The organism is Tetragenococcus koreensis (genome assembly GCF_003795145.1).
Taxonomy (GTDB): Bacteria; Bacillota; Bacilli; order Lactobacillales; family Enterococcaceae; genus Tetragenococcus; species Tetragenococcus koreensis.
Genome location: NZ_CP027786.1, coordinates 2,106,531 through 2,123,326, shown reverse-complemented (window position 1 = coordinate 2,123,326; position 16,796 = coordinate 2,106,531). Strand labels below are relative to the sequence as shown.

General features: G+C 37.4%; 14 protein-coding genes. 10 read left to right on the top strand and 4 right to left on the bottom strand.

What is annotated here, in order from left to right:
- The first annotated feature begins 11 nt into the window (after positions 1–11).
- The 7 genes from C7K43_RS10170 (at position 12) to gor (ending at position 8,207) form a co-directional block, all read left to right on the top strand.
- Complete coding sequence (locus C7K43_RS10170) at positions 12–473, top strand: CtsR family transcriptional regulator (RefSeq protein ID WP_103891934.1); 462 nt, start codon at positions 12–14, stop codon at positions 471–473.
- A gap of 19 nt (positions 474–492) precedes the next feature.
- The gene (locus tag C7K43_RS10165) at positions 493–2,991 is read left to right on the top strand and encodes an ATP-dependent Clp protease ATP-binding subunit (RefSeq protein WP_124006742.1); all 2,499 of its coding nucleotides are present in this window, start codon (positions 493–495) and stop codon (positions 2,989–2,991) included.
- Positions 2,992–3,185: 194 nt separating this feature from the next.
- The gene (locus C7K43_RS10160) at positions 3,186–3,881 is read left to right on the top strand and encodes an HAD family hydrolase (RefSeq protein WP_124006741.1); all 696 of its coding nucleotides are present in this window, start codon (positions 3,186–3,188) and stop codon (positions 3,879–3,881) included.
- Positions 3,882–4,120: 239 nt separating this feature from the next.
- Positions 4,121–5,041, top strand: a complete 921-nt coding sequence (locus tag C7K43_RS10155) for a peptidase U32 family protein (protein WP_124006740.1) — start codon at positions 4,121–4,123, stop codon at positions 5,039–5,041.
- Between the two features lie 11 nt (positions 5,042–5,052).
- Positions 5,053–6,291, top strand: a complete 1,239-nt coding sequence (locus C7K43_RS10150; RefSeq protein ID WP_124006739.1) for a peptidase U32 family protein — start codon at positions 5,053–5,055, stop codon at positions 6,289–6,291.
- Between the two features lie 49 nt (positions 6,292–6,340).
- Positions 6,341–6,793: a GNAT family N-acetyltransferase gene (locus C7K43_RS10145; protein ID WP_124007282.1), complete on the top strand. Its 453-nt coding sequence runs from the start codon at positions 6,341–6,343 to the stop codon at positions 6,791–6,793.
- A gap of 67 nt (positions 6,794–6,860) precedes the next feature.
- Positions 6,861–8,207 carry a glutathione-disulfide reductase gene (gor, locus tag C7K43_RS10140; RefSeq protein WP_124006738.1) on the top strand — a complete coding sequence of 449 codons (1,347 nt, stop codon included), beginning with the start codon at positions 6,861–6,863 and terminating at the stop codon, positions 8,205–8,207.
- A gap of 185 nt (positions 8,208–8,392) precedes the next feature.
- Here gor and C7K43_RS10135 read toward each other — a convergent pair whose 3' ends face one another.
- The 3 genes from C7K43_RS10135 to C7K43_RS10125 form a co-directional block, all read right to left on the bottom strand.
- Complete coding sequence (locus tag C7K43_RS10135; protein ID WP_124006737.1) at positions 8,393–9,379, bottom strand: polyprenyl synthetase family protein; 987 nt, start codon at positions 9,377–9,379, stop codon at positions 8,393–8,395.
- 40 nt (positions 9,380–9,419) lie between these two features.
- Positions 9,420–9,974: a Gx transporter family protein gene (locus C7K43_RS10130; RefSeq protein ID WP_124006736.1), complete on the bottom strand. Its 555-nt coding sequence runs from the start codon at positions 9,972–9,974 to the stop codon at positions 9,420–9,422.
- A gap of 330 nt (positions 9,975–10,304) precedes the next feature.
- A complete protein-coding gene (locus C7K43_RS10125) occupies positions 10,305–12,242 on the bottom strand; it encodes an NAD(P)/FAD-dependent oxidoreductase (RefSeq protein WP_124006735.1) in 1,938 nt (645 codons plus the stop codon).
- Between the two features lie 265 nt (positions 12,243–12,507).
- On the opposite strand from C7K43_RS10125, the gene pplA reads away from it, so the two are divergent.
- The 3 genes from pplA to menA all read left to right on the top strand — a co-directional run bounded on the left by pplA (position 12,508) and on the right by menA (position 15,676).
- Positions 12,508–13,428 carry an extracellular electron transfer flavoprotein PplA gene (gene pplA / locus C7K43_RS10120; RefSeq protein ID WP_124006734.1) on the top strand — a complete coding sequence of 307 codons (921 nt, stop codon included), beginning with the start codon at positions 12,508–12,510 and terminating at the stop codon, positions 13,426–13,428.
- A 169-nt stretch (positions 13,429–13,597) separates the two neighbouring features.
- Positions 13,598–14,698, top strand: coding sequence for an FAD:protein FMN transferase (locus C7K43_RS10115; RefSeq protein ID WP_124006733.1), 1,101 nt, complete (start codon positions 13,598–13,600; stop codon positions 14,696–14,698).
- A gap of 24 nt (positions 14,699–14,722) precedes the next feature.
- Positions 14,723–15,676, top strand: coding sequence for a 1,4-dihydroxy-2-naphthoate polyprenyltransferase (gene menA / locus C7K43_RS10110; protein ID WP_124006732.1), 954 nt, complete (start codon positions 14,723–14,725; stop codon positions 15,674–15,676).
- Between the two features lie 41 nt (positions 15,677–15,717).
- On the opposite strand, the gene C7K43_RS10105 is transcribed toward menA, so the two are convergent.
- Positions 15,718–16,674 (bottom strand): biotin--[acetyl-CoA-carboxylase] ligase, encoded by a 957-nt coding sequence (locus tag C7K43_RS10105; RefSeq protein WP_124006731.1) that lies wholly within the window; start codon positions 16,672–16,674, stop codon positions 15,718–15,720.
- Positions 16,675–16,796 lie beyond the last annotated feature (122 nt).

Here is a 16,796-nt window from a genome sequence, read left to right as displayed (position 1 = left end):
GTCACGAGCAGATGAGTCATCAAAATACTTCTGATATGATTGAAGCCTATTTGAAAAAGATTCTGGAAGAAAGCGAGATGATTGAAATTCGTCGCGCTGAGATGGCAGATTTATTTAATTGTGTACCTTCGCAAATCAATTATGTCATTAATACACGGTTTACTGTACAACGGGGCTATACTGTTGAAAGTAAACGAGGCGGTGGTGGCTATATTCGAATTGAAAAAGTTCAAGTCTCCAATTATCATCAATTTTTAGAACAAGTGAATCAATTATTCGACCAAATACTCTCAGAAAAAGATGCTATAGCAATCATTCAAAAATTATACGAAGAAGGGATTCTTTCCAAAAGAGAAGGTAATTTATTATTAGTGACCATCAGTAAAGTCGTTTTAGGAAAATCTGTTAAAGAAGAAAATATGCGAGCAAATATCATGCACGGGATATTAGAACGATTAAGTTACGAATTATGAAGATTGGAAGTGAAAATTTATGGATGAATTATTTACACAGCGTGCTAAAGACGTCTTGCAAATTGCGCAAGAAGAAGCTAAACGTTTTAAACATCAAACCGTAGGCTCAGAGCACATTTTGTTGGCTTTGTTAATCGAGCCTAACGGCATTGCTGGTAAAACTTTACGTGAAATGAATGTTAATGAAGAGGATATTCGCGAAGAAATTGAACACCTAACGGGTTATGGTACCATGACTAGTTATCCAGTAAATGGTTATTTGCCTTATTCGCCGCGAGCTAGGCAAATTTTTGCTTATGCAGGCGATGAAGCTAAGCGACTAGGTTCACCACAAGTTGGTACTGAACACTTGCTTTTAGGGCTGTTACGTGACGAAGAGATTTTAGCTTCTCGTATCATGCTGAATTTAGGATTAAGTTTAGCTAAAATGCGCCAATTATTGAAGAAAAAAATGGGTGTGAACCAAAATAAAGGGACTAATGGAGTTAATCGTCGTCGTCCAGTCCAAAGCAGACAGCAACAAGCACAAGAAGGTACGCCAACCTTAGATTCACTAGCACGTGATTTAACGAAACTAGCACGTGAAAAACGGTTGGATCCAGTGGTCGGTCGCAGTAAAGAAGTGAAACGGTTAATTCAAATATTAAGTCGACGCACCAAAAATAATCCGGCTCTAGTAGGTGAACCAGGTGTTGGTAAAACAGCAATTGCTGAAGGACTAGCCCAAAAGATTATTAACGGAGAAGTTCCGCAAGATATGCAAACAAAACGACTGATGATGCTTGATATGGGTGCGTTAGTTGCGGGTACGAAATACCGTGGTGAGTTTGAAGATCGAATGAAAAAAATTATTGACGAAATTTATCAAGATGGACAAATTATTTTGTTTATTGATGAATTGCATACTTTGATTGGTGCAGGAGGCGCAGAAGGTGCGATTGATGCCTCCAATATTTTAAAACCAGCCTTAGCTAGAGGCGAGCTGCAAACTATCGGAGCGACAACTTCTGATGAATATCAAAAATATATCGAAAAAGATTCTGCGTTAGAGCGTCGTTTTGCTAGAGTGCAAGTAGACGAATCAACGCCTGATGAAGCAGTAGAAATTTTAAGAGGTCTACGTGCCCGCTATGAAAAGCATCATAATGTAGAAATTACTGATGAAGCATTACAGGCTTGTGTACAGCTTTCTGTTCGTTATATCAACGGACGGCAATTACCAGATAAAGCAATTGACTTGATGGATGAATCAGCTGCCAAAGTTCGTTTGGATCAATCTGATGAAGTATCTGAAACAGCGGTTGTGCAAGATCAAATATTGGCAATTGTAGAAGAAAAAGAAGCCGCCATCAGAAACCAAAATTTTGAAAAAGCAGCTAGCTTACGTATACAAGAACAAGCTTTGAACAAACAATTGCAAGATGTTTCTTATAAAGAAGCTAAAGCCGCTTCTGGTTTTACTGATAAAGTAACAGAAGAAGACGTTGCAGCTGTGGTTTCACAATGGACAGGTGTACCATTGGAACAAATGGAGAAAAAAGAAAGCGAACGTTTATTAGACTTAGAAAAAGTTTTACATGAACGAGTTATTGGCCAAGATGAAGCAGTTAGTGCAGTTGCTCGTGCTATCCGTCGTGCTCGTAGTGGATTAAAAGATCCTAACCGACCTATTGGTTCTTTTATGTTCTTAGGTCCCACTGGAGTTGGGAAAACCGAATTAGCTAAAGCATTAGCTGATGCAATGTTTGGAACAGAAGATGCTATGATTCGGGTGGATATGAGTGAATATATGGAAAAATACAGTACGAGTCGTTTGATTGGTTCACCTCCAGGCTATGTGGGCTATGATGAAGGCGGTCAATTAACAGAAAAAGTTCGCTCTAAACCTTATTCAGTTATTCTACTTGATGAAGTTGAAAAGGCACATCCGGACGTTTTCAATACCTTATTGCAAGTACTGGATGATGGTCAATTGACGGATTCAAAAGGACGAGCCGTTGATTTTCGCAATACGATTTTGATTATGACTTCAAATATCGGCGCTCAAGAATTGCGTGAAGAAACAAACGTTGGTTTTAATGTGGTAGATATTAAACAAGACCATGAAGCCATGCAAAAGCGAATTTTAGAAGAACTGAAAAAAGCTTTTCGTCCAGAATTCTTGAACCGCGTTGATGAAACTGTCGTGTTCCGTTCGTTAGAAGAAGATGAAATTCATGAAATTGTAAAAATTATGAGTAAATCAGTCGTTAAACGGATGGAAGAACAAGATATTCAGCTCAAAATTACACCGGCAGCCATTGATGTTATTGGTAAATCTGGTTTTGATCCAGAATATGGTGCACGTCCTATTCGTCGTGCTTTGCAAAAAGAAGTCGAAGACCGTTTGAGTGAAGCGTTATTGTCTGGCGAGATTTATTTTGGCAGCCGAGTAACGATTGGTGCTTCAAAAGGCAAGATTACGTTAAATGTAAGAGTGCCCAAAGCCAAAGAAAAGGAAGTATTACAAGAAGTATAATTATTTGAATAACTAGCTTAAATAATGGATAGGCATGCAAGGACATAATCAGAGTTCTTGCATGCCTTTTTTATTTAAACGGGTGAGTTTGTAAATTTCTATATTAAACAAGTTATTAATTCAAGACTTGCTTTTGCTTTTCTTAATCGTTTTCTTTATAATGAAACCTTGAGAGAATTCTTAGGAGGCAAAGCATGTCAGCTGTAATTTTTGATTTAGATGATACATTGTATGACCAACTAGAACCATTTAAAAGAGCTGTCCAAAAGGACCTTCTTTTTCCTGAAGCTCAAATAGAAGATCTGTACTTGTTCAGCCGTCGTTTCAGCGATGAAGTATTTCATCTGACACATACAGGAAAGATGAAAGTAGAAGACATGCATATTTATCGTATGCAAAATGCTTGTGCACAATTTGGCATGAATTTAACGCTTGAACAAGCGTTGCGTTTTCAAGAAGATTATGCTTATTTTCAAGGACAGATCGAATTGTTTGAAGATGCGAAAGAGACCCTTTCTTATTGTCAGCAGTATAATATACCTGTCGGCTTGATTACTAACGGGCCAACGGATCATCAATGGGCAAAAGTGCAACAATTAGGTTTGGCAAATTGGATCGCAGAAGAAAATATTTTTATTTCTTCAGCCATTGGATTTAGCAAACCGGATATTAAATTATTTGAATACGCAGAACAAGCTATGGGGTTAGATAAAAGGGATACATATTATATTGGTGACTCTTACGAAAATGATATAAATGGCGCTAAAAATGCAGGATGGAAAGCTATTTGGCGCAATCACCGGGGGAGAAAAAAACCCCAATCAAAATTTTTATTTGATCAAGTAATTGAGCCCAACCATACCTTGTCTGAAATTATCTCAGTGCTATAAAAATTGTCCCTTAAAAACAAAATAAGCTTCAATCAACTGTCTACTTTTTTGGTAGACAGTTTTTTAAATGAAGCAACTTATTGATTTTTGCCTGGTCTAAACCTTACTTATAAATACATAAAGTACCAATATCTAGTTAATAAGAAATTAGAAACAAAGTAATCGTGAAATGTTGCACTATTCTATTGGAAAACGTAATTGCTTGTGATAGCATATTGGAATATAAGGAGAGAAAAGTAATGATTGAAATCATCACAACAGTTGAAACTACCCATCAAGCAACCGAACTCTTACCAAGCGTTGATACGATATTTTTTGGCGAAGAAAAATTTGGCTTACGTTTGCCCCATTCCTTTACTAGAAAAGAACAAAAAGAACTTGTGATTGCTGCACATGAAGCAGGTAAACAAGCAATGGTTGCTGTTAATGGCATCATGCATCCTGCCAAAATGAAGGAAATCCCTGAATATTTGCGTTTTCTAAAAGCTATTCAGGTCGATAAAATCTCATTAGGTGATCCTGGCATCATTTTTGTAATGAAGCAACATCCAGAACTAGCGCTTCCCTTTATTTATGATGGCGAAACTTTAGTTACTAACACTAGACAGATTAATTTTTGGGGAAGAAAAGGAGCAAGCGGAGCTGTTTTAGCGCGGGAAGTACCTTTTACTGAAATGGAAATTATGTCGGAAAATTTAGCTATCCCAGCAGAAGTCTTAGTTTATGGCGCAACCTGTATCCATCAGTCTAAACGTCCGCTTTTGCAAAACTATTTTCATTATACTAAACAAGAAGAAGCAAGCGATAAAGGACAAGGCCTATTTTTGGCTGAGCCTAAACGTAAAGATACTCACTATTCGATTTTTGAAGATATGCATGGTACTCATATTTTTGCAAATGATGATATTTGTCTAATGAATGAGTTAGCTGAATTAGCCACAATTGGTTATCAAACTTGGAAACTTGATGGTATATTTTCTCCTGGGGAAAATTTTGTCGAAATCGTCCGATTATTTGATGCTGCTAGAAAAGGTATTGAAACGAATACTTGGCAACCAGAACAAGCACAACAATATGCTAGCAAAGTTGTGCAGTTACATTCACATCAGCGGACATTATCGACTGGTTTTTATGCTGTCGATCCAGCGGAAATTAAATAAGGAGCAATAAAATGACGGTAAAACAAGCACTAAAACGACCAGAAATCCTAGCGCCAGCCGGAACGTTAGAAAAATTAAAAACAGCAATCAGTTATGGGGCTGACGCCGTTTATATTGGTGGGAACGCTTATGGACTACGTAGTCGAGCGGGAAATTTTTCTTTTGCAGAAATGGCAGAAGGAATCAAGTATGCTAACGACCATCATGCCAAAGTATACGTTGCCGCAAACATGGTAACACATGAAGGAAACCAAGCAGGAGCGGGTGAATTTTTCCGAGAAATCCGTGACCTAGGGATTTCTGCCGTCATTATTTCAGATCCAGCATTGGTTGAAATTTGTATCACAGAAGCACCAGGGCTTGCAGTTCATCTTTCTACTCAAGCATCTGCTACTAACTATGAAACCTTGGAATTTTGGCGGGAAGAAGGTTTAGAACGAGTAGTTTTAGCGCGCGAAGTTTCAATGGAAGAAGTAGCAGAAATCCGTAAGCATACATCGGTTGAGTTGGAGGCCTTTATTCACGGTGCAATGTGTATTTCTTACTCTGGGCGCTGTACCTTATCCAATCATATGTCGATGCGTGATGCGAATCGTGGTGGTTGCTCACAATCATGTCGTTGGAAATATGAATTATTTGATTTACCCTTTGGGACAGAACGTAATCGTTTGACTCCTAGTTCAGTTTCAGAAAAATTTTCAATGAGTGCAGTCGATCTATCCATGATTGAGCATTTACCTGATTTGATCGAAAACGGCGTTGATAGCTTAAAAATTGAAGGCCGTATGAAATCAATCCACTACGTTTCAACAGTGGCCAATGTCTATAAAAAGGCAGTTGATAGTTATATGGATGATCCAAAGAATTATATTTGTAAACAGGAATGGATTGATGAGTTATGGAAAGTCGCTCAACGTGAGCTATCAACTGGTTTTTATTACCATACGCCTACAGAAAATGAACAGTTATTTGGGCCACGTCGGAAAATTCCACAGTATAAATTTATCGGCGAAGTGCTAAACTATGATGAAGATACACACATTGCAACCATTAGACAGCGTAATGTTTTTAGCGTGGGGGATGATATTGAGTTTTATGGACCTGGGTTACGTCATTTTACACAGCAGGTGACCGAAATGCGCAATGAACAACAGGAAATAATTGACCGCGCGCCCCATCCCATGATGCTATTAACGATGCCTGTTACACAGCCAGTTCAAGTAGGAGATATGGTAAGAAAACGAAAATAGTCGCTTATTAGCTGCATTTTTACGGAGAACAAGGAGTTTTGACTTGAGTATAGAAATACAAAAGCTGCATAAGGTAGTAGAAAAACATTATGATTTGTTATTAGAAGCAGATCCCTCCAAAAAAATAATTGATGATTACTTGCCTCGTAGTTTTTGTTTTACAGCGCAAGAAGAAGGCCAATTGGTGGGCGTAATTATCTTGTTACCAACGAGACCTACTACTTTGGAAGTTGTTAATCTCGCTGTTCAAAAAGATTTTCGTGGGCAAAAAATAGGTCAAACACTTCTTTATTTTGCTCTGACATTTGCTAAGGAAAATCAATATGAGGTAGTTGAAGTTGGTACGGGATCGACTGGTTTTGAACAACTATATTTATACCAAAAATGTGGATTTCGTATGTCTCACATAGAACGTGATTTTTTCATTAACCATTATGAACAGCCCATTTTTGAAAATGGCTTACAACTCAAAGACATGGTACGTTTAAGCCAAGCAGTTTAGAATCTTGACGGATAGATATGGGAGTGGTAGCTTTTATTTGAGACATAAAATTTCAGAGGAGGATACGATGAAAACCTATGATTATATCGTCATTGGCGGCGGCAGCGGCGGAATTGCTTCAGCTAATCGCGCTGGTATGCACGGTGCCAAGGTACTGCTGATTGAAGCCAAAGAGCTTGGTGGAACTTGTGTTAATGTCGGCTGCGTGCCAAAGAAAGTGATGTGGCAAGCTAGTGATGCCTATCAAACGATTCAAAGAGATGCGTCAGGTTACGGCATTCAAGCCAAAGATATGACTTTTGATTTTAAAACTTTAGTTAAAAATAGAGAAAATTATATTGATTTCTTACATGGAGCTTACCAAAGAGGACTCGACAGTAATGGTGTTGAGTTCTTAAAGGGGTATGCTCAGTTTGTAGATGATAATACAGTTGAGGTAGCTGGAGAGCAATATACTGCACCTCATATTTTAATTGCGACTGGGGGACATGCAGATACGCTAGATATCCCTGGTGGTAACTATGCAATTGATTCTGATGGCTTTTTTGCCTTAGAAAAAGCACCTCAACATATGATTGTATTGGGAGCAGGTTATATTGCTGCTGAACTCGCAGGAGTGGTAAATGGCCTGGGTAGTAAAGTTACTTGGGCTTTTCGTAAAGAACGACCTCTTCGGGAGTTTGACCAAATGCTGGCTGATAATTTGGTTCAAATATATGAAGAAGAGGGGCTGTCCATTTATAAAGAGTGCATTCCTTCAGCAATTGAAAAAAACGGCGAGCAATATACTGTCACTTTTGAAAATGGGGAAAAAACCACTGGGGATTGTGTGTTATTCGCCGGTGGAAGAAGCGCCAATGTGAGTGGTTTTGGCTTAGGTAATACCGAGGTAAAACTAGATGATCAAGGTTTTATACAGGTAGATAAGTTCCAAAACACAACCGCTAAAGGAATTTATGCGATTGGCGATGTGATTGGTAAATTGGAATTAACTCCAGTGGCTATCGCAGCAGGTCGTAGGCTTTCTGAGCGTCTCTTTAATGGGCAAACGGACCTTTACCTAGATTATAATTTTGTTCCTAGTGTCGTATTTACGCATCCACCGATTGCTACGATTGGTTGGACAGAAGAACAAGCATTAGCTGAATATGGCCAAGACGAAATCAAGGTATATCATTCTCGTTTTACACCAATGTATTTTGCTTTGAATGAGTATCGACAAAAATGCGAAATGAAATTAGTTTGCTTAGGCAAAGAAGAAAAAATTATTGGCTTACATGCAATCGGAGTAGATGTAGATGAAATGTTACAAGGGTTTGCCGTTGCCATTAAAATGGGCGCAACCAAAGCAGATTTTGATAACACAGTAGCTATTCATCCAACTGGTGCAGAAGAATTTGTAACCATGACCTAAAGCCTTAATGTTAAGTTAAAAGTGTTTTTAAGTAATAAAAAACCATCAGAGGTTTCATGAAATAATCATGAATTTCTGGTGGTTTTCTTTGTTCTCAATGCGCTTATCTTTTTAAAAATTATAACATTAAAGGGCAATTGTTTTTATAACCCATTCGAACAAAAAAAGTTTCACGTGAAACTTTTTTAATTCGTTCGAGTTAACAACGTTTGGGTGAGCTGTTGCAAAATTATTTTTGTATTTTCGGGGTTATTTGGTAGGTTGTCAATTCTTTTTAATGCTTTTTTAGTGTATCTATTGGCCAATTGCTGAGCTTTATTAACGCCATCTAACTCATTAACCAATTGGTATACTTTTTGGGTATCGTCTTCTGTCATCAGTTCTTTTTTTTCTAGTAAGGGAGTTAATTGTTTGACTTCTGTTTGTAAGGCATAGATTAAAGGTAAAGTATAGATGCCTTGTCGCACATCTTTTAATACTGGTTTGCCAATTTCTGCTCGTGGTTGAGTATAATCTAAAATATCATCGACGATTTGAAAAGCCATACCTATGTTATGGCCAATATCTGAAACATTTTTGGCAAATAGTTGACTTGTTCCACTTTCAAATGCACCAGCAGAACAGCTTAATGCGAATAACTCTGCTGTTTTTCCCGAGATGTTTGCTAGGTATTCGTCAACGGTGATTGCTAAGTTATAGTGGTCTTCCATTTGGCCCAATTCACCAGATAATATTTTTTCCATACTAACAGCATTTTTTTGTAAACTGCGTAAAGAACCGGTATAATCAGACATCAATTTAAAACAGGTTACAAAAAGATAATCTCCAGCATAAACAGCAGTATTATTATCGAATTCAGCACGAATTGTGGGTAGGTTGCGTCTTAAAGAAGCATCATCTACAATGTCATCATGAATCAGTGTTGCTGTATGCAACATTTCGATAGCGGCTGCTAAGGCGATCGCTTTTTGCCGGTCTTTTTCAGGACCAAATTGGGAAAAAAGCAGCTGATAAGCTGGACGAAGCAGTTTTCCTCCTGCACCGATCATCTCCAACAAAGCTTTTTTGACGGGTTCATTTTTCAATTGAATTGATTTTTCCATTAATTCTAGCGTTTGTGTTAATTCAGGTTGTAATTGCGGATAATCATTCCATATAGGGTGAAGTTCCATAGTTGTCTCCTTTGTTTCAAAAACAAAACACAGTTAGCATTCAATGCATTGACCATTTTTCATGTGTATGTTGTTCATGTTCATTTTGAAAGCGCCGTAAGGTATCAACACGTTGTAGTAAATAATTTGCGGCGATACCAATAGCAATCCCTGATAAGATTCCAAAAAAAGATAGGATTGGTAAGTAAAGTAGGACACTCCAGGATTGAGCGATAAAAGAGGCAGTGAGTAATTGGCCAACATTATGCATAAATCCACCAGTCGCGCTAATGCCAATGATACTAACAAATTTTGGACCTAATTTTTTTACTAATAGCATACCCAAATAACTTAACATAGCGCCGCTCATACTATATAAAAATGTCGATAAAGTGCCACCTAAAAGCGTGGTTAAAATCAAACGCATCCAGACCAGTAAAAAGCTATCTTTTTTGGGCATGGTAAATAAAGCAATAATTGTAATTAGATTTGCTAAACCTAATTTAGCGCCAGGAGCAAAGGAAAATGGATAAGGGATCATGTTTTCAATTAGTCCAATGACTACCCCTTGGGCAATCAAAAGCGAAATAAAAATTAATTTTCTTAAATTACTCATAAAGAAACGACCAATAACTCAGATCGCATTTGTCCCTCCCAACTGCTGTTTGGCGTTCTTTTGATAAGATAGCGGTTAGCTTTACCTGACATTTGACTTCATACCTCGTTCTATTTTAGCATAATTTTAGTAGGCTATGATCTTTGGTTTCTTTTAAAAATGGAGCTATGACATAAGTTATTTCGATAATAAAATATCCGAACTATAGAGAGATTGCTCCTGCGGTCTGGCAGGCCTTCGTCGCAAATTCACGACAGTTGGCAATTTCATCAAATATAGTCCGGGTATTTTTGTCTTGTTTTTACTTATGTCACAGCTTCATTTTTGTTTTTATTTTTGTCCATATAGTGGTTTCGGTTTACCATATCGCCATTTTCCTAATGTACGTTGTAACCATGGGATTACCCAGTGATCTAAACCTAAAGCACGTCCTGAACCATTCATTAAGGCAAATGCTACTGGAATAAACCAAATGTTTACCCAATAAAACATTCCCGATAAACAAAAAGTTGCTACAAGAACAATGGTCGCACCACTAAATAACCAAGTAAATAAACCTGCCATTAAACAAAGCGCAATACCAATTTCGATAAAAACCATCATTTTTTGGAAAAACATTGCAACTTCCATATTCGGCATAATTGTTTTCATAATGTTCATAAACCATTCAGGAGAATTTTCAATGACAGCCATTGGTTCTTCACCATAAGCATAACTTAAACCGAAAATGGTATTTCCTGCTTCAACTGCAGCATCAGCACCTGCGTCAGTTGCTCCACTAGCTGCGTCGGCTGCTTCACTTGCGCCGCTAGCAGCATCAGCAGCAGATTGATAATCCCAAGTCCAAGGAAAAACACTATCGCCTTTAAACCAAGACTCTTCGCCAAACCAAGTACTAGGAGTAAACCATTTGCCGTCGCCCACAATTTTTTTGAAGGCTTCTAAAAACCATACCAACCCATAGAAAACTCGTAAAGGAACACTCCATAATACATTACTGTTACGTGAAGTATGACCACGAGCGACATTACGGTCATCTCTAACACGGAAGAATTCATGCATAATATATTGGAACATGTAATAACCAGTGCGAATATCAAAGAAATATTTTAAATTCACAATGTGTTTCATTACCATTGCAAGAAAACCGCTTAAATGAATTTTATCAAATAAGTTAGCTACGCCCCACTTAGCGCCGACAGATACCATAAAGCCTTGGTAGTTCCCTTTAAATTTATGACTTTCTCCTCCGTTGATTGCGCTGACGATGTGGTTAGCAGCAGTGTGTCCAGTTTGTTCAGCTGCTTGTACAATCTGAGGAGTTGGTGTGTTGGGAAATTCTTCATAGTAGACTAAATCCCCGACAATATAAATGTTTTTATCTTCGTAACCTCTTGCTTGCATATATTCATTAGCAACTAAACGATTACCACGTGCTGTTTCTAGACCAAAGTCAGCAGCATCTGAAGTTGCTTTGACACCTGCTGTCCATATCAAGGTATGGGTAGCAACTGTTGAACCATCTTTTAATTTAATATGATCTGGTGCCACTTCAACGATCGGTGAATTTATTAGAATATCCACGTTTTTCTTTTTCATGTAACGTTCTGCTTTGGCTGCATCATTTCTGGATAACATATTCAAAATAGTTGGTAATGCTTCAACGACTTTTAAGCTAATTTCATTAGGGTCTAATTTGTTATCCTTAGCAAGACGTTCTTTCCAATCAATCAGCTCACCAACCATTTCGATTCCAGTAAATCCGGAACCACAAACCACAAATGTTAACATCGCTTTTCGAAGTTTGGCATCAGGTTCTAAGGCAGCTTTTGCTACCGTTTTTTCGATATGCTCACGAATGCGCAAAGCATCTTCAAAAGACCAAAGTGTAAAGCCGTTTTCTTTAACGCCAGGCGTACCAAAGTCATTTGGTTCACCGCCCATACCAATAATTAAGTGGTCGAAAGGGTACTGTCCATTTTTAGTTTGGACCATTTTTTGATCTTTATCAATACTTGTTACAGTGTCTGTTACTAATTGCACATTTTTTTTGCGACAAAAAAGCCGTTGTAAATCATACTGAATCGCATTTGGTTCAACGCGCGCAGCAGCTACCTCATGAAGTTCAGTCATCATTGTATGATAAGAATGACGGTCAATCAAAGTGATTGAGACATCGTCATTTTTTTTAAACTTTTTGGCCATGAATTTTGTAGCTGAAACGCCAGCATAACCCGCTCCAACAACGACAATGTTTTGCTTAGCCATTGAAAATCTCTCCTTAAATAAACGTAATAATTACACAATCGTAATCATTATATAGTTAAATCTTTCATTTGTCTAAACTTTTTTAAAAATTTCACAAAAAAATTTCTACAATTTTTCTTTTAATTTTCAATAGGGTAAAAAATTATAGCCCTTTTTTAGAGTTTTTTTAAGGAAAAGGTTGACTTATTTAAAAATTACTATAGAATGTTATGTGAATCACAAACTTCTTTGTGAAAAATAATATAAGGGTAAGGTGGGTAACAAAATGAAAACTAAAAAGTTTATGACAGGGTTTGCTGCGTTGGCATTTTCTACGATTGTGTTGGGTGCATGTTCTGCAGATAATGCAGATGAAGGAAATGACGAAGGAACTTCACAAACGTCTACAAAAGAGTCATCATCTGAAGAAACTGAAGCGGTATCAGGAGCTTCAATGCAAGATGGTACCTATTCATTGAAAGAATTAAATGATAACAATGGGTATCATGTCGAATTTTCGATCACAACAGAAAATGGCGAAATTACAGAGTCTAATTATGATTATGTGAACGCTGATGGAGAATCGAAACAAGATGATGATGAATATAATGAACAAATGGAAGAAGAAGCAGGCATTGCACCTGAAGAATTTATCCCACAATTAAATGAAGAACTTGAGAATGAACAAAATCCAGAAAATGTTGAAGTCGTATCTGGAGCAACTCATAGTTCGCATTCATTCCAAAATTATGCGCAACAGTTAGTACAAGCAGCGCAAGAAGGCAATACCGATGAAATCGAAATCGATAATGGCGCTGACCTACAAGATGGCACTTATACCTTAGAAGAAAAGAATTATAGCAATGGCTATCGTACAGTATTCTCAATTGAGGTAGAAGATGGAAAAATTACTGAATCTGACTTTGATAACGTAGATGAAGATGGCAATTCGAAAAAAGATGATGAAGAATATAACGAAGCCATGGAAGATGAAGCAGGTGTTGGTCCAGATGAATATATCGATACTTTGAATGATGAACTCGTTGAAACAATGGATGATGAAGAGGCTGCTCCTGGGGATGTCGAAGTCGTATCCGGTGCAACCCACAGTTCTGAATCATTTGTCCTTTACGCTGAACAATTAGTAAACGCTGCTGAAAAAGGCGATACAGACACAATCGAAGTTGATAACTATGTGGAAGAATAAGCGCTGAAATAACAGGCAAAAAAAGGAGTTGGATCGCGATGTTCCGACTCTTTTTTGCTGTATTTAAAGTAAGACCCTAAAAGATAAATGTGGCTAAATTCACTAAAAATCTTTTCATTCTAGATGAAACAAGCTATCATAAGAAAATGAGAAGAAAGTGGAGGTTATTATGAAAAGAAAAACGGGAATTTTTCTTGTGCTTCTTGCTGTCTTTGTTTTTAGTACGGCATGTAGCAACGAGGGTGAGACAAATCAAACAACAGAATCTTCTTATGCGCAAGGAATGAAAAAAGAGCCTTATACAGAAGAAGAATTTCTACTAGGAACATATACACGCATACGTATTTTTGATCAAGATAAAGAAGATGCATTGCAACCCGCATTTGACCGGATTAAAGAGTTAGGGGATAAGATTACGATCAATGAGCCTGGCTCTGAGATTGACGAAATTAATGAAAACGCAGGGGAAAAGCCAGTCAAAGTATCAAAAGATATCTACGATCTGTTAAAAAAATCTCGTGACTATAGTGAAGAGTCTAAAGGTGGGTTTAACTTAACGATTGGGGCAATCACACAACTTTGGCGGATCGGTTTTGACGATGCTCGTAAACCATCACAAGATGAAATTGATGAAGCATTAAAACATATTGATTATAACAAAATAGAGTTTGATGATGATGAGCAAACTGTTTATTTGGAAGATGAAGACATGATTATCGACCTTGGAGCCATCGCCAAAGGCTATATTGCTGACGAAGCCGTTGCGGTACTAAAAGATCATAACGTTGAGTCTGCTATTGTGGATTTGGGAGGCAATATTTTTGTAGTTGGCCATAGTAATCGTGGAGAAAATGAAGCTTGGAATGTAGGAATTCAAGATCCCAATAATGATCGAGGGGCCGTTTTAGGTACTATCGAGGAATCGGATAAAACGATCGTTACTTCAGGAATCTATGAACGTTATTTAGAGGAAGATGGAGAAACGTATCATCACATTTTTGATTCAAAAACGGGCTACCCTTACGATAATGACATTGCTAGTGCGACAGTCATTACTGATAAATCGATTGATGGCGATGGTTTGACGACAGTAATCTTTGATAAGGGAGTTAAAGAGGGTTTGGAGTATATTGAAAATGATACGCCTGAAGGAACTTCTGCCATCTTTGTGACCAAGGATGATCAAGTATATATGACAGACGACATCAAAGATAGCTTTCAATTGGATGAAGAGTCAGGTTATACCCTGGGTGACCGCAGCAAATTGTAATAAATAGTTGTTTAGGAGAAGATTATGTCATTAAAAGTTTTTTGGGAAGTTGTTGAAATTAAAACTAAGGTAGCCAGTGTGTTTCCTTTCATTATAGGTATACTGTTCTCAATTTCTTATTTTCACGAAATACATTGGGGACTCACTTTATTATTTTTTATTGGTATGATTATTTTTGACATGTCTACAACGGCCATTAATAATTTCATGGACTTTAAAAAAGCCAAATCGCAAACCTATAAGTATCAAGAAAATGTGATCGGTCGTGAGCGACTTTCACCTAAAAAAATCCAATGGATGATTTTAGCTATGCTAGCGGCTACGCTTTTGATTGGTCTGGTTTTAAGTATACAAACTGGTTGGATGATGCTCCTTATGGGTGGAGCCGTTTGTTTTATTGGCGTTTTCTACACATTTGGTCCCATTCCTTTATCACGTATGCCCTTAGGTGAAATATTTAGCGGTGTAACGATGGGCTTAGGTATATTTGCTATTACAATTTATCTCAACACCATTAAACAGCAAGTTTTTCATCTAACCCTTGATTTTGCTCAAGGGAACTTCTTGCTGACAGGACAATTATGGGGGGTTCTAGCTCTTATCTGGGCCTCGTTGCCTTTAATTTTTACTATTGCCAACATTATGCTTGCTAATAATTTACGTGATATAAAAACAGATATCAAAAATCATCGTTACACCTTAGTATATTATATTGGAAGTTCTACTGGAACAGTATTGTTTCAAGGGCTGATGTATGCTTGTTACGTGACGATTTTAATAGGTTGGCTTTTTGGTATTTATAGCTGGCCGATTTTGGTGGTGTTTTTTACTTTACCGAAGATTTCACGTAATCTAAAAGAACATAAAAAGAGTCTGCCCCAGCCAAGCAGCTTTGGATATGCGATCAAAAATATGGTTTTGTTTAATAGTAGCTACGCGTTAGGTTTACTGCTTTGTATTGTTTGGCAACTCATGTAAAAAACAGCAACGAAGTTCATTTTGAGCTTCGTTGCTGTTTTTTAATAAATGGCTTCTAAACTGATTTCACCAGAAGAAAGGGTCTTAACGCCTTGATTAGTTTGAACAACTAATTCACCAGTGTCTGTAATTTTGGTCGCTTTACCACTGTAAGCAACCCCTTGTTGACTAAATTGGACTGTTTTACCTAAAACAAATGATTTTTTGCGGTAGACATCTAAATATTCCTTATTAGGCAAACCTTCCACTAGTTCAAAGAAGTATTGCCAAATAAGCTGGATTAATTGATTGCGTGTTACCGGAGGATTTTCTTGCGGGAAAATTGAACCAGCTTTTGCTTGTAGTTCTTCAGGAAAACTCTCGGGATCGATCGAGTAGTTAATGCCACATCCTAAAATCACATGCTTAATTTGGCCTGTTTCAAAATCGCTAGTTGCTTCAGACAAGATACCACAGATTTTTTTGCCATCTAAATAAATATCATTTACCCATTTAATTTGGGTTTGTTTGCCTGTGTGATGGTCAATTGCTAGGCTTAATGCAACGGCAGCTAAAATTGTATATTGAGGTAACTCTGCAAACGTTTGGTTAGGAGCCAACAATAAACTCATATAAATTTGTCCAGTAGGTGAAAAAAAGGGGCGACCAAAACGGCCATGCCCACCTGTCTGTTTTTCTGCGATAAAAAGAGCCGGTGCTGTTTGCTGTTTAATAGCAGCAACTTTAGCATCATTCATCGTTGATTCGGTTTCTTCCTTAATAAAAATAGAGGAAGTAGGTAATGCTTTGTTACTTATTAATTCTTTTTCAAGGACATCTGAGGTCAAATAACGGTATCCATTAGGAAAATGCTCAATATGGTAGCCCATTTTTTCTAATTCTCGCACGGCTTTCCAGATGGCTGTGCGGGAAATTCCTAATGTATCAGCCAGTTTTTCACCAGAGACGATCCCATTATCCTGTCTTAGGATGGCAAGTATTTTTTGTTTGGTAGACATAGCGGATATAAACCTCCCTTTGCAATTCTTCGTTATTAAGTATATCGGGTTAAAAACCGTTATACAATTAAGAAATGATATTGTAAAAAAGTTTAACAAAAGCTGTAAAAAAGTTTAACAAA